Genomic DNA, 21,379 nt, shown 5'->3' with positions numbered 1-21,379 from the left:
CCGTCATCCCTACGCTCAACCGGCTAAACGCGCCAGTAAGGAACTGCCTGATGAGGAAACAGCACTGATGCGCGCCTCACGCCCTTGTGCCTGGTAATCTAAGTGAATTTCGACATCCGGGTCAGGCAACACACCCGCACCTTGTTGCGGCCACTCCACCAGGCAGATGGCATCATTGGCAAAATAATCACGGATCCCCATAAATTCCAGCTCCTCAGGATCCGCAAGTCGGTATAAATCGAAGTGATACACCATGAGATTTTCAAGAGTGTACGGTTCTACCAGCGTGTAGGTTGGGCTTTTCACATTCCCGTTATGGCCTAACGCCTGCAAAAAACCCCGGCTGAAGGTGGTTTTACCCGCACCTAAATCACCATAAAGATAAATGACAGTCGCCCCCTGACAGGCCTGCGCCACGCGCTTGCCGAGTTCTAAAGTGGCTTGTTCATCAGGTAAAGGAATCGCTCGATTAGTCATTTTCTACGTCAATCACATCCGGGTTAACAACACGCCGCAGCGTGCAAAAAAGATCGGTGGCCAGCATACCGCGTGTGCCATACCGTGCAGCCAGGCTGTCAGCCGCCGCACCGTGAGCCACGCAGCCGGCACAGGCTGCATCATAAAGGGGAAGTTTCTGCCCGAGCAATGCGCCGATGATGCCTGAAAGCACATCGCCCATTCCGCCACTCGCCATGCCCGCATTTCCGGCATCAATAATGCCCAGTGCCTCATCGCTTGCGATGACGGTTCCCGCCCCTTTGAGAACGGCAACACCTCCGTAACGTTTTACCAGACGGCGGGCAGAAAGTAAGCGATCGCTTTCAATTTCTGCCACGCTGCAGTTAAGCAGCCGCGCGGCTTCGCCGGGGTGTGGCGTCAGGATGCGATTGTGACGCTTATCCGGGTTGATTGCCAGAAGGTTCAGCGCATCGGCATCCCAGAGCATCGGTTTACGAAAATTCTCGACCTTTTGCAGCGCCTGCTTACCCCAAGCCTGTTGCCCGAGTCCCGGGCCAATCACCACCACATCCGCCCACTCAAGACTCTCTTCAAGGGTCTGCGGCGTAAGCTCATGCACCATCAGTTCCGGTCGGGCCGTAATAATGGGCGGGATATTTTCACTGCGCGTCAGCACCCGGACCAGCCCCGCGCCGCTACGCAACGCAGCTTCACCCGTCATCCGGATTGCGCCAGCCGTGCCGTGATCGCCGCCAATGATGACCAGCCTGCCGTGGTCGCCCTTGTGCGACGTTGGCCGACGCGGCGGCAGCCAGTGGCTAAGTTGAGTAGCATCAAAGCGGGAAAGGTGTATCTCCTGCCCGGCAAGCCAGCTCTCCAGCCCCAGGGCGTTATGGTGCAACGAGCCCACCACATCCCTCGCTTTCCCGGTGAGTAACCCGGGCTTCAGGGCAATAAACGTGACAGTATGCGCGGCCTGGATCACCGCTCCTGGCGTCGCACCGGTTTCCGCCAACAGACCAGAGGGAATATCCAGTGCCACCACCGGCGCGGTATGGGCATTGGCGCGCGCAATCAGAGCGGCTACGTTATCACGGGGCGCACTACGTAACCCGGTGCCCAGCAGACCATCAACAATGAGATCAATATCCTCTGGCCAGACGATATTGGATGCATGAATCACTCCGCCTGCATTCAGCCAGGCTTCCCGCGCGGCGCTGGCTTCTTCCGGCAGCGGCTTATCGCTCTCCAGCGCCAGTAACGTAACGCGGAGACCTGCCGCGACCGCCAGCCGGGCGACAACGTAACCATCGCCGCCGTTATTGCCGTGTCCGCATAAAATGAGCCAGTGGCCGGATTGCGGATACGCACTGCGGGCAATGTTGAATGCCGCCTCGCCCGCCCGTTGCATGAGCTCATAAAGGGTAATGCCAAGACTGTCTGCGGCCTCTTTTTCGGCGCGTCTGAGGTCATCCGCATGCCAGATGGAATGTGGTATACTTGCGGGGTTTTTCTTCACAGTATGGTCCGTCATGTCACAGCCCCTCGATCTCAATCAGTTAGCGCAAAAAATAAAACAGTGGGGTGCTGAACTGGGCTTCCAGAAGGTGGGGATCACCGACACCGATCTCTCCGCCAGCGAGCCAAAACTGCAGGCCTGGCTGGATAAACAATACCACGGCGAAATGGAGTGGATGGCACGTCACGGCATGATGCGGGCCCGTCCACACGAGCTGTTGCCGGGTACGTTACGCGTTATCAGCGTACGCATGAATTATCTTCCCGCCAACGCGGCTTTTGCGCGTACGTTAAAAAATCCCTCTCTCGGTTACGTTAGCCGGTATGCCCTGGGGCGTGATTACCATAAGCTTCTGCGTAACCGACTAAAAAAACTCGGCGAAACTATTCAGCAGCACTGTGTTTCGCTGAATTTTAGACCGTTTGTCGACTCCGCGCCTGTTCTTGAGCGCCCTATCGCTGAAAAAGCCGGGCTTGGCTGGACTGGTAAGCACTCACTTATTCTGAGCCGCGACGCCGGATCGTTCTTTTTCCTTGGTGAACTGCTGATTGATTTACCACTGCCGGTAGACGGCCCGGTAGAAGAAGGTTGTGGGCGCTGCGTGGCCTGTATGACTATCTGCCCGACGGGCGCTATCGTTGAGCCCTATACGGTGGATGCCCGACGCTGCATCTCTTACCTCACCATCGAACTGGAAGGGGCGATCCCTGAAGAGTTCCGACCACTTATTGGCAATCGCATCTACGGCTGCGACGACTGCCAGTTAATTTGCCCGTGGAACCGTTATTCGCAGCTCACAGACGAAGAGGATTTTAGCCCGCGTAAGGCGCTGCATGCGCCACAGCTCATTGAACTGTTCGCCTGGAGTGAAGCCTGGTTCCTGAAAGTGACGGAAGGTTCGGCCATTCGCCGTATTGGCCATCTGCGCTGGCTGCGTAATGTCGCCGTTGCGCTGGGGAATGCCCCGTGGGATGAAGCGAATATCCGGGCGCTTGAGAGCCGTAGAGGTGAGCACCCACTTCTCGATGAACACATAGAGTGGGCGATTGCGCAGCAAATCGAGAAGCGAAATGCCTGCGTGGTTGAGGTGCAACCACCGCAAAAACAACGCCTGGTGAGGGTGATAGAAAAAGGGCTTCCGCGGGATGCGTGAACTATTCACAGCCTGTGAATAAAATTACAAACTCAAGCAGCATCAGGGCTGGAGATGAGGTCAAGTGATCTCAATAACATTTTGAAATCAAATTTTCTCAAGCATATACAGCAAGTTACAGAGATACTATTCACCCTGCTAACTTTTCACACGGTTTCGGTCATACCCAAAATCTGTGGATAACTCTGTTTACAAGAGTATTTCGGAAGTAATAGAAAACGTCCCCAACGCATTTTATCGCTGTGGATATTTTTGATATCAAGAAGAATTTGGAGCGGGAAACGAGACTCGAACTCGCGACCCCGACCTTGGCAAGGTCGTGCTCTACCAACTGAGCTATTCCCGCTTGGGTGTTCTGAAGCTGTGCGTATCTTGCGATACTTTCAAATTTTGGAGCGGGAAACGAGACTCGAACTCGCGACCCCGACCTTGGCAAGGTCGTGCTCTACCAACTGAGCTATTCCCGCTTGGGTGTTCTGGTGCTGGCGTATCTTGCGATACTTTTCAAATTTTGGAGCGGGAAACGAGACTCGAACTCGCGACCCCGACCTTGGCAAGGTCGTGCTCTACCAACTGAGCTATTCCCGCTTGGGTGTTCTGGTGCTGGCGTATCTTGCGATACTTTTCAAATTTTGGAGCGGGAAACGAGACTCGAACTCGCGACCCCGACCTTGGCAAGGTCGTGCTCTACCAACTGAGCTATTCCCGCAAATTTGTACTGCTTTTGTTGCTGTCGTAACGCGTATTTCTCTGTCGTTACGGGAGGCGCATTATACGAGAAATCCTTTTAGCTGCAACCCCCCTCAACGCGATTTTTTCGAAAATCAGTTCAAGTGCTTATTTAATCGGCAAGCTGAACAATTTAACGACAAAAACCCGGCCACGCAAGGCGCCAGGTCTCAAAATCACAGCTTAATAAAGTTTTCGCGATAGTACGCCAGCTCCGCGACGGACTCACGGATATCGTCCATCGCCTGATGCGTACCCTGCTTTTTAAAGCCATCGAGGATTTCGGGTTTCCAGCGGCGCGCCAGCTCTTTAAGGGTGCTCACGTCCAGATAACGGTAGTGGAAGTAAGACTCCAGCTCCGGCATGTACTTAAACAGGAAACGACGATCCTGGCCAATGCTATTACCGCAGATAGGGGATTTGCCCGCCGGGACCCACTGTTTCAGAAACTCAAGCGTCGCCAGCTCCGCCTCGCGGTCGCCCATCGTGCTCGCCTTCACGCGTTCAACCAGCCCGCTGCCGGTGTGGGTACGCACGTTCCACTCATCCATCAACGCCAGCTGATCGTCGGACTGGTGCACCGCAATGGTTGGCCCTTCCGCCAGAATATTCAGGTTTGCATCGGTGACCAGCGTGGCAATCTCAATAATGCGATCGCGCTCGGGATCCAGCCCGGTCATTTCAAGATCGATCCAAATCAGGTTGTTTTCATCCGCGCTCATGTTATTTTCCACCCTTCTCGCATAACCGGCTGTAGCAGGTTAACTAGTATTAATTAGAGTGTATCATAGAGGTTTTGCCCCTTACGGGCGACCAGGAGCCAGCGCGATTGAGTAAAAATAAACTCTCCAAAGGGCAGCAGCGCCGCGTGAATGCCAATCACCAGCGCCGCCTTAAAACCACTTCGGAGAAGGTCGATTACGACGACAACCTGTTTGGTGAACCGACGGAAGGCGTCGTCATCAGCCGTTTCGGTATGCATGCCGACGTGGAATCCGCCGACGGTGAGATCCACCGTTGCAACATTCGACGGACTATTCGTTCGCTGGTCACCGGCGATCGCGTTGTCTGGCGTCCAGGTAAAGAGGCGGCGGAAGGCGTAACGGTCAAAGGTATCGTTGAAGCGGTTCACGAGCGCACGTCGGTACTTACCCGTCCCGATTTCTACGACGGGGTAAAACCCATTGCCGCCAATATCAACCAGATCGTCATCGTCTCGGCGATTTTGCCCGAGCTGTCGCTCAATATTATCGACCGCTACCTTGTTGCCTGCGAAACGTTACAGGTTGAGCCGATCATTGTTCTGAACAAGATCGATCTGCTGGATGATGAAGGTATGGATTTCGTGAATGAGCAGATGGATATCTACCGCAAGATCGGATATCGCGTGCTGATGGTCTCCAGCTACACCAAAGATGGCCTGAAACCCTTAGAAGAAGCGCTGACCGGGCGCATCAGTATCTTTGCGGGTCAGTCCGGCGTGGGGAAATCCAGCCTGCTGAATAATCTTCTCGGTCTCCAGCAAGAAATTCTGACTAACGATGTCTCTGATGTCTCGGGCCTGGGCCAGCACACCACTACCGCTTCTCGTCTCTACCACTTCCCGCATGGCGGCGATGTGATTGACTCTCCGGGCGTGCGCGAATTCGGTTTGTGGCACCTTGAACCGGAACAAATCTTCAACGGATTTGTCGAATTCCATGATTATTTAGGGGCTTGCAAATACCGGGATTGCAAACACGATAACGACCCGGGCTGTGCCATCCGCGAAGCGGTCGAGAAAGGTGAGATTGCGGAGACCCGCTTTGATAACTACCACCGCATTCTTGAGAGCATGGATCAGGTAAAAACGCGTAAAAACTTTTCTGATTCTGATAACTGACAACTAAGCTAAGCATCGCTAAAATCGTCCCCTTTTTTCAGGTTCCGGCTGATTACAGCCGGATCAGGAACGACAAAAAATGGCCTGGAGGCTACCTTGTTAAACGCATTTAAACTTTCGCTTCAATACATTCTGCCAAAACTGTGGCTCACTCGCCTGGCGGGCTGGGGCGCGAGCAAACGAGCGGGCTGGCTGACCAAACTGGTCATCGACCTTTTCGTAAAATATTACAAGGTCGACATGAAAGAGGCGCAGAAGCCAGATACCGCCAGCTATCGCACCTTCAACGAATTCTTCGTGCGCCCTCTGCGTGACGAAGTCCGCCCGGTTGATACCGATCCTAACGTGCTGGTCATGCCTGCGGATGGCGTGATTAGCCAGTTGGGTAACATCGAAGACGACAAAATCCTGCAGGCAAAAGGCCACAACTACAGCCTGGAAGCGCTGCTGGCGGGTAACTACCTGATGGCGGATCTGTTCCGCAACGGTACCTTCGCCACCACCTATCTCTCTCCGCGTGACTATCACCGCGTGCACATGCCGTGCAACGGGATCCTGCGTGAAATGATCTACGTGCCGGGCGATCTGTTCTCCGTGAACCACCTGACCGCACAAAACGTTCCCAACCTGTTCGCGCGTAACGAACGCGTCATCTGCCTGTTTGATACTGAGTTTGGCCCAATGGCGCAGATTCTGGTGGGTGCAACGATTGTCGGCAGCATCGAAACGGTCTGGGCTGGAACCATCACCCCACCACGTGAAGGCGTGATCAAACGCTGGACCTGGCCTGCCGGTGAAGAAGAAGGCGCGGTCGCTCTGCTGAAAGGCCAGGAGATGGGTCGCTTCAAGCTGGGTTCCACGGTTATCAACCTCTTTGCCCCTGGCAAAGTGAAACTGGTTGAACAGCTCCAGAGCCTGTCGGTCACCAAACTCGGCCAGCCGCTGGCGGTCTCGACTGAACCTTTCGTGACGCCGGACGCAGAGCCTGCACCGCTCCCGGAAGAAGAGATCAAGGCCGAACTTGACGCCAGCCCGCTGGTTGACGACAAAAAAGACGAAGGCTAACAACAGAAGGAACGCTGACGTGCGCCCGATTATCGTACTACTGATGGCCTGGTGCCTCAGCATGGGGGCGTACGCAGCGACAGCCCCCGACGCAAAACAGATAACCCAGGAACTGGAGCAGGCGAAAGCGGCAAAACCCGCTCAGCCAGAGACCGTGGAGTCGCTCCAGTCTGCACTGAATGCGCTTGAGGAGCGGAAAGGCTCCCTCGAGCGCGCTCAGCAATATCAGCAGGTTATCGACAACTTCCCCAAACTCTCGCAAACGCTACGCAATCAGTTGAGCAATCTGCGCGATGAACCGCGCGATGTGCCTGCTGGCATGACCTCTGACGCGTTGAATCAGGAGATCCTGCAGGTTAGCAGTCAGCTTCTGGAAAAGAGCCGTCTGGCACAGCAGGAGCAGGAACGCGCACGTGAAATCGCCGACTCGCTGAGCCAGCTTCCGCAACAGCAAACCGATGCCCGCCGTCAGCTCAACGAGGTTGAGCGCCGTATCGGTACCCAAACGGGTAACACACCGCAGAACCAGGCGCAAAATCTGTCGCTTCAGGCTGAATCAGCCAGACTTAAAGCACTGGTCGATGAACTGGAGCTGGCGCAGCTCTCGGCAAACAACCGCCAGGAGCTGTCGCGGATGCGCTCCGAACTGGCGCAAAAGCAGAGCGAACAGCTCGATGCTTACCTGCAGGCTTTACGTAATCAACTTAACAGCCAGCGCCAGCGTGAAGCAGAGCGCGCGCTCGAAAGCACCGAGCTGCTGGCAGAAAACAGCGATAACCTGCCAGCGGGCATCGTTGACCAGTTTAAGGTTAACCGTGAACTCTCTGCTGCACTGAATCAGCAGGCGCAGCGTATGGATCTGGTGGCGTCCCAGCAACGTCAGGCCACCAATCAAACCCTTCAGGTTCGCCAGGCGCTCAACACCCTGCGTGAACAGTCTCAATGGCTGGGCTCGTCCAACCTGCTGGGAGAGGCATTACGCGCCCAGGTTTCACGCCTGCCGGAGATGCCAAAACCGCAGCAACTGGATACCGAGATGGCGCAACTGCGTGTTCAACGCCTGCACTATGAAGACCTTCTCAATAAACAGCCGCAAATCCGCCAGATCCGTCAGGCCGATGGGCAGCCTCTCACCAGCGAGCAAAATCGTATTCTGGAAGCCCAGTTGCGGACCCAGCGCGAGCTGCTGAACTCCCTGTTACAGGGCGGGGATACGCTGATTCTGGAGCTGACCAAGCTGAAGGTCTCCAACAGTCAGCTGGAAGATGCGCTGAAAGAGGTGAACGAGGCAACGCACCGTTATCTCTTCTGGACCTCTGACGTGCGCCCAATGACCTTCTCATGGCCAATCGAGATCGTTCAGGATCTGCGCCGTTTGATCTCGCTGGATACCTTTAGCCAGCTTGGAAAAGCCAGCGTGATGATGCTCACCAGCAAAGAGACCATTTTCCCTCTTCTGGGCGCGTTGATTCTGGTGGGCTTTAGCATTTACTCACGCAGACACTTCACCCGCTTCCTGGAACGCTCCAGCGCCCGGGTGGGTAAGGTTACGCAGGATCACTTCTGGCTGACGCTGCGTACCGTGTTCTGGTCAATACTTGTCGCCTCGCCGCTGCCGGTCCTGTGGATGACGCTCGGTTATGGCCTGAGGGAGGCCTGGCCCTACCCGCTCGCGGTCGCCATTGGCGATGGCGTGACCGCTACCGTCCCCCTGCTGTGGGTAGTGATGATTTGCGCCACGTTTGCGCGACCGAATGGTCTGTTCATTGCTCACTTTGGCTGGCCGCGTAACCGCGTGGCGCGCGCCATGCGTTACTACCTGATGAGCATCGGGCTGATTGTGCCGCTGATTATGGCGCTGATCATGTTTGATAATCTCAATGACCGGGAGTTTTCGGGCTCGCTGGGCCGTCTCTGCTTTATGTTGATATGCGGTGCGCTGGCCATCGTCACGCTCAGCCTGAAACGGGCTGGTATACCGCTCTATCTGGATAAAACCGGCAGCGGCGACAACATGTTTAACCGCATGCTCTGGAACCTGCTGCTGTGCGCCCCCCTGGTTGCCATGCTGGCAGCGGCGGTGGGTTACCTGGCGACCTCGCAGGCACTGCTGGCGCGACTGGAAACCTCCGTTGCCATCTGGTTCCTGCTGCTGGTGATCTATCACGTCATCCGCCGGGGGATGTTGATCCAGCGACGCCGTCTGGCGTTTGACCGCGCCAAGCACCGTCGGGCAGAGATCCTCGCCCAGCGTGCGCGAGGCGAGGATGAGCCAAACCACGTCAACAGCACCGAAGGCACGATAGATGCGGACGAGGTTGAGCTGGATCTCGACGCTATCAGCACCCAGTCTCTGCGTCTGGTACGCTCCATCCTGATGCTGATTGCGCTGCTGTCGGTGATCTTCCTGTGGTCAGAAATCCACTCCGCGTTTGGTTTCCTGGAGAACATCTCGCTATGGGATGTGACGTCCACGGTGCAGGGTGTGGAGAGCCTGGAGCCCATAACCTTAGGTGCGGTGCTGATTGCCATTCTGGTGTTGATCATCACCACGCAGCTGGTGCGTAATTTCCCGGCACTGCTGGAGCTGGCGCTGTTGCAGCACCTGGATTTAACCCCCGGTACGGGCTATGCCATTACCACCATCACCAAATACCTGATTCTGCTCTTTGGCGGGATGGTTGGATTCTCCATGATTGGTATTGAGTGGTCTAAATTGCAGTGGCTGGTTGCCGCGCTGACGTTTGGTCTGGGCTTTGGCATGCAGGAGATTTTCGCTAACTTTGTGTCCGGCCTGATTATCCTGTTTGAAAAACCGATTCGTATTGGCGATACGGTGACGATCCGCGATCTGACAGGCAGCATCACCAAAATCAACACCCGCGCCACCACGATCAGCGACTGGGATCGCAAAGAGATCATCGTGCCCAACAAGGCGTTTATCACCGAGCAGTTTATCAACTGGTCGCTGTCAGACTCCGTCACGCGTGTGGTGCTGACGGTACCGGCGCCCTCGGATGCCAACAGTGAAGAGGTCACACAGATCCTCTACACCGCCGCCGAACGCTGCACGCTGGTCCTTGATAACCCGGCGCCGGAAGTGTTCCTGGTCGATCTCCAGCAAGGTATCCAGATTTTCGAATTGCGTATTTACGCCGCCGAAATGGGGCACCGTATGCCGCTGCGCCATGAGATCCACCAGCTGATTCTGGCTGGCTTCCGTGAGCACGGTATTGATATGCCGTTCCCACCGTTCCAGATGCGTCTGGAAAGCCTGGACGGACTTAAGACAGGAAAAACATTAACCTCTGCGGCACGTAAACGCCCGGCGGGGAGTTTGTAAGCCAGCCAGTACCCCTCTCCCGTGGGAGAGGGGGTACTGCCGTCAGGCTCGATCGACGGTAAAAGCAATCACATCGCCCAGCTGTTCTGCGCCCAGCGCCAGCATCACCAGACGATCCACACCCAACGCCACGCCAGAACAATCCGGCAGACCCGCTTTCAGGGCCTCCAGCAGGTTAGTATCAATAGGCTGCTGCGGCAGACCGCGCGCGGCGCGCTTGCGGTTATCCTGCTCAAAACGCTGCTGCTGTTCGCGGGCGTCGGTCAGTTCGTGGAAACCATTCGCCAGCTCAATGCCCTTGTAATAGACCTCAAAACGCTCCGCCACGCGGTGATCTTCAGTGCTGATCTGCGCCAGAGAAGCCTGGCTTGCCGGGAAGTGGTAGACGAAAGTCGGACGATCTTTGCCAATCTGCGGTTCAACCCCAAAGGTGAAGAGCAGTTGCAGCAGCGTGTCGCGATCTTCTTCAGTATCCGCCACGTTGCTCAGATCCAGTTTTGCCGCGACTTCGCGCAGCTGGGTTTTATCCCCTGACAGTGGATCAATTTCCAGATAACGCTGGAAAGCCTGCTGATAAGAGAGCGTTTCCGCTTCTGAGCAGTCGAGAACCTGCTGCAGCAGATCGTCCACCTCGTTCATCAGGCGGTACATATCGTAATGCGGACGGTACCACTCCAGCATGGTGAATTCCGGATTATGGTGACGCCCCATCTCTTCATTACGGAAACTGCGGCACAACTGATACACCGGGCCACACCCTGCCGCCAGCAGGCGTTTCATGTGGTATTCCGGGCTGGTCATCAGCCAGAGGTTCATGCCCTGTGAATGGCCGGGGCCAACAAAACGGGTTTCAAACGGCACCAGATGAATATCCGTTACCGTAGCCTGACTCATGCACGGCGTTTCCACCTCAAGGACTCCGCGGTCGGCAAAGAAGCGGCGGATCTCCGCCATAATTGCAGCGCGTTTCAGCAGATTGGGGATGGATGCGCTCGGCTGCCAGGTGGCCGTTTCGCTCATGGGTAATTCTCCGATTTCAGACAAGGGCACGAAGTCTACTCGTTAGCACGGACAGAGACAAATTTTGCGCAATAAAAATCGCATTTCATTTAGGGCAACTATCACGTGACGGAATTCATCATTCACGATGATAAATCACCGCACAGAACAGCAAAAAAATCGAACACGTCAAATTTCCCTGCCGTTCGCGCGGTTATACTTCTTTACCCATAAAGGAGCAGTGGAAACGCTTTCGCAATCGTCCTTGCGGACAGGTGGGCTACCTTTAGTTTATCGCGTTGCGAAATAACAAAAATCTGGAGGAATGTCGTGCAAACTTTTCAAGCCGATCTTGCCGTAATAGGCGCTGGCGGAGCGGGATTACGTGCTGCGATTGCTGCAGCACAGGCTAATCCCAACGCTAAAATCGCACTGATTTCAAAAGTCTATCCGATGCGCAGCCACACGGTTGCCGCAGAAGGAGGATCCGCCGCCGTTGCGCAGGATCATGACAGCTTCGAATACCATTTCCACGACACGGTTGCAGGGGGCGACTGGCTTTGCGAACAGGATGTCGTTGACTACTTTGTACATCACTGTCCAACGGAGATGACCCAGCTTGAACAGTGGGGCTGCCCGTGGAGTCGCCGTCCGGACGGCAGCGTCAACGTTCGCCGCTTCGGCGGAATGAAAATTGAACGCACCTGGTTTGCCGCTGATAAGACCGGCTTCCACATGCTGCACACCCTGTTCCAGACCTCCCTTCAGTTCCCACAAATCCAGCGTTTTGACGAACATTTTGTCCTCGATATTCTGGTCGATGACGGTCACGCGCGTGGTCTGGTGGCGATGAACATGATGGAAGGCACGCTCGTGCAGATCCGCGCTAACGCGGTAGTGATGGCAACGGGCGGCGCGGGCCGGGTTTATCGCTACAACACCAACGGCGGCATCGTCACCGGTGACGGTATGGGCATGGCGCTCAGCCACGGCGTACCGCTGCGCGATATGGAATTTGTCCAGTATCATCCTACCGGCCTGCCGGGTTCCGGCATTCTGATGACGGAAGGTTGCCGTGGCGAAGGCGGTATTCTGGTCAACAAGAATGGCTACCGTTATCTGCAGGATTACGGCATGGGCCCGGAAACGCCGCTCGGTGAGCCGAAAAACAAATACATGGAGCTCGGCCCGCGCGACAAAGTGTCTCAGGCCTTCTGGCATGAGTGGCGCAAAGGCAACACGATCTCCACGCCGCGTGGCGATGTGGTCTACCTCGATCTGCGTCACCTCGGCGAGAAGAAACTGCTGGAACGTCTGCCGTTCATCTGCGAGCTGGCAAAAGCCTACGTGGGTGTCGACCCGGTGAAAGAGCCGATTCCGGTACGCCCAACAGCGCACTACACCATGGGTGGGATCGAAACCGACCAGCAGTGTGAAACGCGCATCAAAGGGTTGTTCGCCGTCGGCGAATGCTCCTCTGTCGGCCTGCACGGTGCCAACCGTCTCGGGTCAAACTCGCTGGCGGAGCTGGTTGTCTTTGGCCGCATGGCGGGCGAACGCGCGATGGAGCGTGCCGCAACGGCGGGCGAAGCCAACGGCGCAGCACTGGACGCGCAGGTCGCTGACGTAGAGAAACGGCTGAAGGATCTGGTCAATCAGGAAGGCAACGAAAACTGGTCGAAAATCCGCGACGAAATGGGCATGTCGATGGAAGAGGGCTGCGGTATCTACCGTACACCAGAGCTGATGCAGAAAACTGTCGATAAGCTGGCGGAACTGCAGGAGCGTTTCAAACGCGTGCGCATCACCGACACCTCCAGCGTGTTCAACACCGACCTGCTTTATACCATCGAGCTCGGTCACGGCCTGAACGTCGCGGAATGTATGGCGCACTCTGCGCTGGCACGCAAAGAGTCACGCGGGGCACATCAGCGTCTTGATGAGGGCTGCACCGAGCGTGACGACGTCAATTTCCTGAAACACACCCTCGCCTGGCGCGACGCGGATGGCACCACTCGTCTGGACTACAGCGACGTGAAGATCACAACGCTGCCACCGGCTAAACGCGTTTACGGCGCAGAAGCAGAAGCCGCCGAGAAGAAGGAGAAGGCGAATGGCTGAGATGCAAACACTGAAAGTTGAAGTGGTGCGCTACAACCCGGAAGTGGACACCGCGCCACACAGCGCTTTCTATGAAGTGCCCTATGACGAGCAAACCTCTCTGCTGGATGCGCTCGGCTATATCAAGGATAACCTGGCACCGGACCTGAGCTACCGCTGGTCCTGCCGCATGGCCATCTGCGGCTCCTGCGGCATGATGGTGAACAAAGTACCGAAACTGGCCTGTAAAACCTTCCTGCGTGATTACACCAAAGGCATCAAGGTTGAAGCGCTGGGCAACTTCCCGATTGAGCGCGATCTGGTGGTCGATATGACCCACTTTATCGAAAGCCTGGAAGCCATTAAGCCGTACATCATTGGCAACCCGCGCACGCCGGATCAGGGACCGAATACCCAGACACCCGCCCAGATGGCGAAATACCATCAGTTCTCCGGGTGCATCAACTGCGGTCTTTGCTACGCCGCGTGTCCACAGTTTGGCCTGAACCCTGAGTTCATCGGCCCGGCGGCGATCACGCTGGCGCACCGCTACAACGAGGATAGCCGCGACCACGGTAAAAAAGAACGTATGCCGCAGCTTAACAGCCAGAACGGCGTCTGGAGCTGTACTTTTGTGGGCTACTGCTCCGAAGTCTGTCCGAAGCACGTCGACCCGGCCGCCGCTATTCAGCAGGGTAAAGTGGAAAGCTCGAAAGACTTTCTTATCGCCACCCTGAAACCACGCTAAGGAGTGCATGATGACGACTAAACGCAAAGCCTACGTGCGGCCGATGCCGTCCACCTGGTGGAAGAAACTGCCGTTTTATCGCTTCTATATGCTGCGTGAAGGCACTGCGGTGCCTGCGGTCTGGTTCAGCCTTGAACTGATGTATGGCGTCTTTGCCCTCAAACATGGTCCTGAAACCTGGGCCAGTTTTGTCGGGTTCCTGCAAAACCCGATCATCGTGATCCTGAACCTGATTGTGCTCGCAGCCGCCCTGCTTCATACCAAAACCTGGTTTGAACTGGCGCCAAAAGCGGCGAATATTATCGTAAAAGGCGAAAAAATGGGGCCAGAGCCGGTCATTAAAGGGCTTTGGGCAGTGACGGCAGTGGTCTCTGTGGTCATTCTGTTTGTCGCACTGTTCTGGTAAGGAGACTATTGTGATCAATCCAAATCCAAAACGTTCAGACGAGCCGGTCTTCTGGGGCCTCTTTGGCGCAGGCGGCATGTGGAGTGCCATCATTGCGCCTGTCATTATACTGCTGGTCGGCATTATGCTGCCGCTGGGTCTGTTCCCCGGTGATGCGCTGAGCTATGAGCGCGTCCTGGCATTTGCAGGTAGTTTTATTGGTCGGGTATTCATCTTCCTGATGATTGTCCTGCCGCTGTGGTGCGGCCTGCACCGTATCCATCATGCGATGCATGATCTTAAGATCCACGTACCGAGCGGTAAATGGGTGTTCTACGGTCTGGCAACCATCCTGACCGTGGTCACACTGATTGCCGTAGTCACTATCTGACACACCAGGCCCGCCCTCCGGCGGGCCTGTTATTTCTGCATCTTCCCCACCAGCCACTGAGCAAATTCACGCATTGCCGGGGTTTGGGCGCGTGACTGCAGCCGCGTTAGCCAGTAACTGCCAAGATCAATCTGCGTCGTAAACGGCTGCACAATGCGCTCGCTGTTCAGCAGATGGGTAAACATATCGACAGGGGCGATAGCAATGCCTGTGCCTGTCTGTGCGGCCTCCAGCATAGTGACCGACGAATCAAACACCATCACCCGATGCGTGGGTGAAGGCGGGTTTTCTCCGGCGGCCTGCATCCAGGCTGTCCACTCGTCGCGCCGGTAAGAGCGCAGCAGGGTAAACTTCAGGATATCGGCAGGGGTGTGCAGCGCGGCTGCAATGTCCGGCGTGCAAAGTGGTGCCAGCGGCGCTGAACAGAGGAACGTCGCCTCCGTGCCGTGCCACGCTCCCCCACCGTAGCGAATGGTGTAATCAAGCCCCTCAGCTGCCGGATCGACGCGATTGTTGTGCGTGGAAAGCTGAAGATCGATATGCGGATAACTGCGACGGAAATCATCCAGCTGTGAAAATAACACCCCAGTGGCAAAGGTCCCCACCACGCCAATTTTCAGCTTCTCCTGCGCCCGATGGTTAGCAAAGCGATCCAGCATGCCTGCGATACGATCGAAGGAGTCATTCAGCACCGGCAGCAGATTCTCGCCTTCGGTGGTTAACATCAACCCGCGCGAAACGCGGACAAACAGCTGGCAGTTAAGGTGTTGTTCCAGCGCCTTCACGTGCTGGCTAATCGCGGAATGGGTCACATTCAGCTCAATCGCGGCATGAGTAAAACTGAGGTGCCTGGCGGCGGCTTCGAACGCCCGAAGCGAATTAAGAGGGAGATAGCTGCGTGTCATGGTTCCTTCCGTTAGAAAAATTAACAGCTAATGCTAAATTTAACCGTTTGTCAGCCTCAGTCAAATCACCCAGACTACGAACGTCTGACGGGCCCGGACATCCCCTTGATTCGCTATTACGGAAGATAACTGATGATGAAAAAATCCCTAAGCTGCGCCCTGCTGCTCAGCGTTGCCTGCTCTGCTTTTGCCGCGCCGATGTCAGAAAAACAGCTGGCTGACGTCGTGGAACGTACCGTTACGCCCCTGATGAAGGCGCAGGCCATACCCGGTATGGCCGTGGCCGTCATTTATCAGGGCCAGCCACACTATTTTACTTTCGGTAAAGCAGACGTTGCGGCGAATAAGCCCGTCACGCCGCAAACCTTATTTGAGCTGGGCTCCGTCAGCAAAACCTTCACCGGCGTGCTGGGTGGCGATGCCATTGCCCGCAAAGAGATTTCGCTGGCCGACCCGGTCACGAAATATTGGCCTGATTTGACGGGCAAGCAGTGGCAAGGCATTCGCCTGCTCGACCTGGCAACCTATACCGCAGGCGGATTGCCGTTGCAGGTACCGGATGATGTCACCGATAACGCCTCTCTGCTGCGTTTCTACCAGTCCTGGCAGCCAAAGTGGGCACCGGGTACCACGCGTCTGTACGCCAACACCAGCATCGGTTTGTTTGGCTCACTGGCCGTTAAACCTTCCGGCATGCGCTTCGAGCAGGCCATGGCGGAGCGGGTCTTTAAGCCCCTGAAACTCAACCATACGTGGATAAACGTTCCACACGCTGAAGAGCCGCACTACGCATGGGGTTATCGTGAGGGAAAAGCGGTCCACGTTTCGCCTGGTATGCTGGATGCAGAAGCCTATGGCGTGAAATCTAACGTCAAAGATATGGCGAGCTGGGTGATGGCCAATATGGCACCTGAGACACTCCCGCCGTCCACTCTGCAGCAGGGTATTGCGCTGGCGCAGTCTCGCTACTGGCGCGTGGGTGCCATGTATCAAGGGTTAGGCTGGGAGATGCTCAACTGGCCGGTCGATGCCAAAACCGTGGTGGATGGCAGCGATAATAAGGTTGCACTGGCGCCGTTGCCGGTCGCAGAAGTGAATCCTCCGGCTCCGCCAGTAAAAGCCTCCTGGGTGCATAAAACGGGCTCTACGGGTGGGTTTGGCAGCTACGTGGCGTTTATTCCTGAAAAGCAGATCGGTATTGTGATGCTCGCAAATAAAAGCTATCCGAACCCGGTACGGGTGGAAACGGCTTACCGTATCCTCGACGCGCTACACTAAACCTTTGCCGGGTGGCGGCTTCGCCTTACCCGGCCTACAAAATTTACGCGTTGTATAGGCCGGGTAAGCGCAGCGCCACCCGGCGAAACACGCTGCACAATCTTCCGCAATTTCCCTGCTGTCATCTACACTTAACAAAAAACAGTAAGGAAACTCCTATGCGCATTCTGCCTGTTATCGCCGCGGTGACAGCCGTGTTTTTAGTGGTTGCCTGCAGTTCCCCTACCCCTCCCTCCGGCGTCACTGTTGTAAGTAATTTCGACGCTCAACGTTTCCTCGGAACCTGGTATGAAATCGCCCGGCTCGATCATCGGTTTGAGCGGGGGTTAGAGAAAGTCACAGCACATTACAGTTCGATGGACGACGGGGGTATTCAGGTGATCAACCGTGGATACAATCCGGATCGGCAGATGTGGCAACAGTCGACGGGAAAAGCGTACTTTACCGGCGACCCGCGCCGGGCCGCGCTAAAAGTCTCGTTCTTTGGCCCGTTCTATGGCGGGTACAATGTCATCGCCCTCGACAGAGAGTACCGCCATGCGCTGGTCTGCGGGCCGGATCGCGACTATTTATGGATACTCTCCCGCACGCCGACCATTTCGTCAGAGATGAAACAGCAGATGCTGGACGTTGCGACCCGGCAAGGGTTTGATGTGTCAAAACTCATCTGGGTAGAACAACCGCATTAGTGGGCGCTGAGTTTCAGCCCAATGATACCGCACACAATCAACGCGAGGCTGGCGATACGCGCCAGACTCGCCGACTCTCCCAGCAGCAAAATCCCGGTAATCGCCGCGCCCACTGCACCAATGCCCGTCCAGACAGCATAGGCCGTCCCCACCGGCAAAGAGCGCATCGCCCAGGAGAGCAGCACAATACTCACAATCATGGCGGTAACGGTAATCACGCTGGGTGTCAGGCGGGTAAATCCGTGGGTGTACTTCAGACCAATTGCCCAAACCACTTCGAGCAGACCGGCGATAACAAGAATAATCCAGGACATTTCAGGCTCCTTAACTTAACTGCAAGTTGGGGCCGTCCCCGGTGAACGAAACGCTTACGGGTCGTCCCGTAAGGCATAGATTAGGTCACTTATTTTGGTTAACGAACGATTTTTTTTCAATCCCTTTGTGCTGAACCTGTTAAGGCAAGAAATAGCCTCAGTATGGCGCGTAGTTCAGGCATTTATCACTCATCCGACTTCTCTATCATGATGTGCTTTCTGATGGCAGGAAGCCAAACCACTAGCCGACTGCGAATCTATTATGTTCAAAATTCTTTTGATTGACCGATGTCACTTCACCCGCGCGGGGTTTGAAGCATGGCTCAATCATTCCGGTTTGTTTCCCGGGCACTTCGTCGTGACCGGGCTGAATAATCTCATCCTCGCCAGAGAGCATATTCTGCAGTGGGATCCATCGGTGGTTATCGCCGATCTGCACGGCTTTATGCAGGACATTCATCATTTCCAGCAGCTTTCTTCCCTGCTGAACGCCAGTGAAAAAGTGCCTTTCATTTTGCTGCAGTCGGGGGAAGATAAAGAGATGGCAGGCTTTCTGTCCCAATTTCCGATATGGGCTTCGCTTACCAAAAATGTCGGACTGGAGACGCTGGCGACGGTCATCAACGACGCCCTGACGACTCGCGCAAGCGTTGAGATCCCTGCGGTCGCGGCCCCTCTGCTCACTCGCCAGGAGGAGAAGGTGTTGACGCTGTGGATGGATGGCGCAAGCAATCAGAAGATTGCCACTCACCTGAGTATCAATGGAAAAACGGTCTATACCTATAAGCGAAATATCCGCATGAAATTGCATATGGATACGCGCTTTTCCCCGTTTTTATCTCTGCAGGAATCAGAAAACTGACGGTACGAAACCCGTCCGGGCCCGTACCGTTTTTAAATTACTGCTGAGCTTTTGTTGCCGCGCCGGAGATTGCACTACCGCCTTCAGAAATGTCCTGACCAACGCCGCGCGTGGTATTACAGGCCGTTAATACTGAAGAAAGTACCAGAACTGAAAAGATCGCTGCAATTGTCTTCTTAACCATAATATCTTCCTTTTATAGCCAGAGTTGTTTTGTGTATAGCAACTTAAGAATAGACAAGATCCCGCCAGTTGACGGAAAAGGAAGCATTTTTAGGAAAATTAGACGGGATTAGCTGGCGGCGTGAGAAATGATATGGCCGAGATCCTGGATATCCTCCCCCATTCCACGTGTGGTATTACAGCCGGAAAGCAACGCGCTGGACAGCGCTAACAGAAGCAGAATTTTAACGGTGCGTTTCATCATCCCTGCCTGCAAAAATCAGGCGCAGCAACGCTGCGCCTTAACACTTACTTCACGCGAGATACGTATTCGCCGGAGCGGGTATCCACTTTGATCACTTCGCCAGTCTGTACGAAAAGTGGCACTTTAACCACGGCACCGGTAGACAGTTTCGCTGGCTTACCACCTGTACCGGCGGTGTCACCTTTCAGACCTGGGTCAGTTTCAACGATTTCCAGTTCAACGAAGTTCGGTGGGGTAACCGCGATAGGCTGGCCGTTCCACAGGGTCACGATGCACTCAGCCTGATCCAGCAGCCATTTGTCGCTATCGCCAATGGCTTTAGCGTCAGCAGACAGCTGTTCGAACGTTTCGTTGTTCATGAAGTGCCAGAACTCACCGTCGTTGTACAGGTAAGTCAGGTTCATATCGACAACATCAGCGCCTTCAGCGGAGTCAGTAGACTTGAAGGTTTTTTCGACACGGGTACCGGTCAGCAGGCGGCGCAGCTTAACGCGTGCAAATGCCTGGCCTTTACCTGGTTTAACGAATTCGCTGGCTTCAACCGCATACGGTTCGCCGTCCAACATGATTTTAAGACCAGCACGAAAATCGTTGCTATAGTACGTTGCCATAAGGCCCTCTAAATTTGTTAACTGGTAGCTTAGCCACAAAATGGCGCATATTGTAACCCTAAACACCCCGTCCAGAGAAGATTGGTTATCGCAACTTGCCGATGTAATCACCAGTCCTGATGAATTACTGCGTCTTCTTGAGCTCGAACAGCATACCGATTTGCTGGCTGGCCGGGAGGCGAAGCGGCTTTTCGCCCTGCGCGTTCCCCGCGCGTTTGTTGCCCGTATGGAGAAAGGCAATCCTGACGATCCATTATTAAAACAGACGCTTACCGCACAGGAAGAGTTCATTACGGCACCGGGCTATAGCACCGATCCGCTGGAAGAGCAGAACAGCGTGGTACCCGGTTTGCTGCACAAGTATCTGAACCGTGCGCTGCTGCTGGTGAAAGGTGGCTGTGCGGTAAATTGCCGTTATTGCTTCCGTCGACACTTCCCGTATGCCGAAAATCAGGGCAATAAACGCAACTGGCAGGTCGCGCTGGACTATATCGCCGCCCATTCTGAGCTGGATGAGATCATTTTTTCCGGTGGCGATCCGCTGATGGCGAAAGATCATGAGCTGGACTGGCTGCTGACCCAGCTTGAAGCCATTCCGCATATTAAGCGCCTGCGCATACACAGCCGTCTGCCGATTGTTATTCCGGCACGTATCACCGACGGACTGGTCTCACGCCTTGAGCAGTCCCGCCTGCAGGTGCTGCTGGTGAACCATATCAATCACGCCAATGAAATTGATGATGCATTTCGTGCGGCAATGGTGCGTTTACGCAAGGCAGGCGTGACGCTTCTGAACCAGAGCGTGCTGCTGCGCGGCGTAAATGATAATGCCCGCGTGCTGGCGGACCTCAGCAATGCGCTGTTTGATGCGGGAGTGATGCCCTATTACCTGCACGTGCTGGATCGCGTTCAGGGTGCGGCCCATTTCATGGTGACGGATGAAGAAGCCCGGCAGATCGTGCGTGAACTGTTAACGCTGGTGTCAGGCTATATGGTGCCGAAGCTGGCGCGTGAGATTGGCGGTGAACCGAGCAAGACGCCGCTGGATTTGCAGCTAAGACAGAGCTAGTTTCCCCTCAGCCTAACCCTCTCCCGGCGGGAGAGGGAAAAAGGCAATCAGTTCGGGCACTTATAGACCTGGCCATTCATCTGGCTGGCGGTTGGCACGAAGCTGGATAACATTCCCTGCGTCGGGCTGCTTACTCCGTAAATCACGTTGCCACCCATCGCCGCGGCCTGGTTACGCAGGGCATTGGCCGCGCCACGCATAGAGCCGCCCTCTTCGCCGTGCTGACCCGACATCCAGTTGCTTTGCTCACCGGTTGCCGTGCCTAAAAACTGGCACTCGTTACCCGGCTTATCTTCCACAAAGCGAACGCCCTGACCCGCTGCAGTCAGCTCATTGCTGGAGCTACAACCCGCCAGCAGCAATGCTGCTCCTACAATCCCTGCACAGACTTTTACGCGCATGTTATTCCTCGTTTTCAATAAGCTGGACAGTAGTTGTCCGTGTGTAAACC

At 55.4% G+C, this 21,379-nt stretch carries 22 protein-coding genes and 4 tRNA genes; 12 read left to right on the top strand and 14 right to left on the bottom strand.

What is annotated here, in order from left to right; translation table 11 throughout:
• Positions 1-15: 15 nt before the first annotated feature.
• Positions 16-477, bottom strand: coding sequence for a tRNA (adenosine(37)-N6)-threonylcarbamoyltransferase complex ATPase subunit type 1 TsaE (gene tsaE / locus ACOTX3_RS09245; RefSeq protein WP_013095283.1), 462 nt, complete (start codon positions 475-477; stop codon positions 16-18).
• On the bottom strand, positions 470-1,993 hold the full coding sequence (gene nnr, locus ACOTX3_RS09240) for a bifunctional ADP-dependent NAD(P)H-hydrate dehydratase/NAD(P)H-hydrate epimerase (RefSeq protein ID WP_058678914.1): 1,524 nt from the start codon (positions 1,991-1,993) through the stop codon (positions 470-472). Before nnr ends, tsaE begins: the two co-directional genes overlap by 8 nt.
• On the opposite strand from nnr, the gene queG reads away from it, so the two are divergent.
• Complete coding sequence (queG, locus tag ACOTX3_RS09235) at positions 1,992-3,131, top strand: tRNA epoxyqueuosine(34) reductase QueG (RefSeq protein WP_013095281.1); 1,140 nt, start codon at positions 1,992-1,994, stop codon at positions 3,129-3,131. The genes nnr and queG overlap by 2 nt on opposite strands.
• A gap of 270 nt (positions 3,132-3,401) precedes the next feature.
• Here the strand turns inward: queG and ACOTX3_RS09230 are convergent.
• The 5 genes from ACOTX3_RS09230 to orn all read right to left on the bottom strand — a co-directional run bounded on the left by ACOTX3_RS09230 (position 3,402) and on the right by orn (position 4,582).
• Positions 3,402-3,477 (bottom strand) — tRNA-Gly (locus ACOTX3_RS09230).
• 45 nt (positions 3,478-3,522) lie between these two features.
• Positions 3,523-3,598: transfer RNA gene (locus tag ACOTX3_RS09225), tRNA-Gly, on the bottom strand.
• A gap of 45 nt (positions 3,599-3,643) precedes the next feature.
• Positions 3,644-3,719 (bottom strand) — tRNA-Gly (locus ACOTX3_RS09220).
• A 45-nt stretch (positions 3,720-3,764) separates the two neighbouring features.
• Positions 3,765-3,840: transfer RNA gene (locus tag ACOTX3_RS09215), tRNA-Gly, on the bottom strand.
• A gap of 196 nt (positions 3,841-4,036) precedes the next feature.
• On the bottom strand, positions 4,037-4,582 hold the full coding sequence (orn, locus tag ACOTX3_RS09210; protein ID WP_013095280.1) for an oligoribonuclease: 546 nt from the start codon (positions 4,580-4,582) through the stop codon (positions 4,037-4,039).
• Between the two features lie 107 nt (positions 4,583-4,689).
• Here orn and rsgA point away from each other — a divergent pair, with 107 nt between their 5' ends.
• The 3 genes from rsgA (at position 4,690) to mscM (ending at position 10,150) form a co-directional block, all read left to right on the top strand.
• The gene (rsgA, locus tag ACOTX3_RS09205) at positions 4,690-5,742 is read left to right on the top strand and encodes a small ribosomal subunit biogenesis GTPase RsgA (protein ID WP_013095279.1); all 1,053 of its coding nucleotides are present in this window, start codon (positions 4,690-4,692) and stop codon (positions 5,740-5,742) included.
• 96 nt (positions 5,743-5,838) lie between these two features.
• Positions 5,839-6,807 carry an archaetidylserine decarboxylase gene (asd, locus tag ACOTX3_RS09200; protein ID WP_038984051.1) on the top strand — a complete coding sequence of 323 codons (969 nt, stop codon included), beginning with the start codon at positions 5,839-5,841 and terminating at the stop codon, positions 6,805-6,807.
• Positions 6,808-6,826: 19 nt separating this feature from the next.
• Positions 6,827-10,150, top strand: a complete 3,324-nt coding sequence (gene mscM, locus ACOTX3_RS09195; RefSeq protein WP_029883866.1) for a miniconductance mechanosensitive channel MscM — start codon at positions 6,827-6,829, stop codon at positions 10,148-10,150.
• Between the two features lie 42 nt (positions 10,151-10,192).
• Here mscM and epmA read toward each other — a convergent pair whose 3' ends face one another.
• Positions 10,193-11,170, bottom strand: a complete 978-nt coding sequence (gene epmA, locus ACOTX3_RS09190; protein WP_058678915.1) for an elongation factor P--(R)-beta-lysine ligase — start codon at positions 11,168-11,170, stop codon at positions 10,193-10,195.
• A 309-nt stretch (positions 11,171-11,479) separates the two neighbouring features.
• Between epmA and frdA the strand changes: the two genes are divergently transcribed.
• From frdA to frdD, 4 genes are read left to right on the top strand one after another with little or no spacing between them, the layout of a single operon-like run.
• On the top strand, positions 11,480-13,270 hold the full coding sequence (gene frdA / locus ACOTX3_RS09185; protein ID WP_013095275.1) for a fumarate reductase (quinol) flavoprotein subunit: 1,791 nt from the start codon (positions 11,480-11,482) through the stop codon (positions 13,268-13,270).
• Positions 13,263-13,997, top strand: a complete 735-nt coding sequence (frdB, locus tag ACOTX3_RS09180) for a fumarate reductase iron-sulfur protein (protein ID WP_013095274.1) — start codon at positions 13,263-13,265, stop codon at positions 13,995-13,997. The genes frdA and frdB overlap by 8 nt, the downstream gene beginning before the upstream one ends.
• Before the next feature lie 10 nt (positions 13,998-14,007).
• Positions 14,008-14,403: a fumarate reductase subunit FrdC gene (frdC, locus tag ACOTX3_RS09175; protein WP_013095273.1), complete on the top strand. Its 396-nt coding sequence runs from the start codon at positions 14,008-14,010 to the stop codon at positions 14,401-14,403.
• A gap of 10 nt (positions 14,404-14,413) precedes the next feature.
• Positions 14,414-14,773 carry a fumarate reductase subunit FrdD gene (gene frdD, locus ACOTX3_RS09170; RefSeq protein ID WP_013095272.1) on the top strand — a complete coding sequence of 120 codons (360 nt, stop codon included), beginning with the start codon at positions 14,414-14,416 and terminating at the stop codon, positions 14,771-14,773.
• Between the two features lie 29 nt (positions 14,774-14,802).
• Here frdD and ampR read toward each other — a convergent pair whose 3' ends face one another.
• Positions 14,803-15,678 (bottom strand): LysR family transcriptional regulator AmpR, encoded by an 876-nt coding sequence (ampR, locus tag ACOTX3_RS09165; protein WP_013095271.1) that lies wholly within the window; start codon positions 15,676-15,678, stop codon positions 14,803-14,805.
• Between the two features lie 132 nt (positions 15,679-15,810).
• On the opposite strand from ampR, the gene ACOTX3_RS09160 reads away from it, so the two are divergent.
• Positions 15,811-16,956 (top strand): class C beta-lactamase CMH-19, encoded by a 1,146-nt coding sequence (locus ACOTX3_RS09160; RefSeq protein WP_058678916.1) that lies wholly within the window; start codon positions 15,811-15,813, stop codon positions 16,954-16,956.
• Positions 16,957-17,114: 158 nt separating this feature from the next.
• A complete protein-coding gene (locus ACOTX3_RS09155) occupies positions 17,115-17,645 on the top strand; it encodes a lipocalin family protein (protein ID WP_058678917.1) in 531 nt (176 codons plus the stop codon).
• Here ACOTX3_RS09155 and sugE read toward each other — a convergent pair.
• The gene (gene sugE, locus ACOTX3_RS09150; RefSeq protein ID WP_013095268.1) at positions 17,642-17,959 is read right to left on the bottom strand and encodes a quaternary ammonium compound efflux SMR transporter SugE; all 318 of its coding nucleotides are present in this window, start codon (positions 17,957-17,959) and stop codon (positions 17,642-17,644) included. The two genes, ACOTX3_RS09155 and sugE, sit on opposite strands and share 4 nt — an antisense overlap.
• Before the next feature lie 262 nt (positions 17,960-18,221).
• On the opposite strand from sugE, the gene ACOTX3_RS09145 reads away from it, so the two are divergent.
• Entirely contained in the window at positions 18,222-18,821 is a 600-nt protein-coding gene (locus ACOTX3_RS09145; RefSeq protein ID WP_020688984.1) for a response regulator transcription factor, read from the top strand.
• Between the two features lie 37 nt (positions 18,822-18,858).
• Here ACOTX3_RS09145 and ecnB read toward each other — a convergent pair whose 3' ends face one another.
• The 3 genes from ecnB to efp all read right to left on the bottom strand — a co-directional run bounded on the left by ecnB (position 18,859) and on the right by efp (position 19,859).
• On the bottom strand, positions 18,859-19,005 hold the full coding sequence (gene ecnB / locus ACOTX3_RS09140) for a lipoprotein toxin entericidin B (protein WP_003025482.1): 147 nt from the start codon (positions 19,003-19,005) through the stop codon (positions 18,859-18,861).
• 108 nt (positions 19,006-19,113) lie between these two features.
• Positions 19,114-19,245: an entericidin A/B family lipoprotein gene (locus ACOTX3_RS09135; protein WP_013095266.1), complete on the bottom strand. Its 132-nt coding sequence runs from the start codon at positions 19,243-19,245 to the stop codon at positions 19,114-19,116.
• A gap of 47 nt (positions 19,246-19,292) precedes the next feature.
• Positions 19,293-19,859 (bottom strand): elongation factor P, encoded by a 567-nt coding sequence (gene efp, locus ACOTX3_RS09130; RefSeq protein ID WP_014830362.1) that lies wholly within the window; start codon positions 19,857-19,859, stop codon positions 19,293-19,295.
• Positions 19,860-19,899: 40 nt separating this feature from the next.
• On the opposite strand from efp, the gene epmB reads away from it, so the two are divergent.
• Positions 19,900-20,928, top strand: coding sequence for an EF-P beta-lysylation protein EpmB (epmB, locus tag ACOTX3_RS09125; RefSeq protein WP_020688987.1), 1,029 nt, complete (start codon positions 19,900-19,902; stop codon positions 20,926-20,928).
• Positions 20,929-20,975: 47 nt separating this feature from the next.
• Here the strand turns inward: epmB and ACOTX3_RS09120 are convergent, their stop codons facing one another.
• Complete coding sequence (locus tag ACOTX3_RS09120; RefSeq protein ID WP_013095263.1) at positions 20,976-21,329, bottom strand: DUF4156 domain-containing protein; 354 nt, start codon at positions 21,327-21,329, stop codon at positions 20,976-20,978.
• Positions 21,330-21,379: the final 50 nt, after the last annotated feature.

The organism is Enterobacter cloacae complex sp. IR5384 (assembly GCF_049237265.1).
Classification (GTDB): domain Bacteria; phylum Pseudomonadota; class Gammaproteobacteria; order Enterobacterales; family Enterobacteriaceae; genus Enterobacter; species Enterobacter cloacae.
The sequence above is the reverse complement of the archived record's forward strand: the minus strand, read 5'-3'. Positions and strand labels throughout refer to the sequence as shown.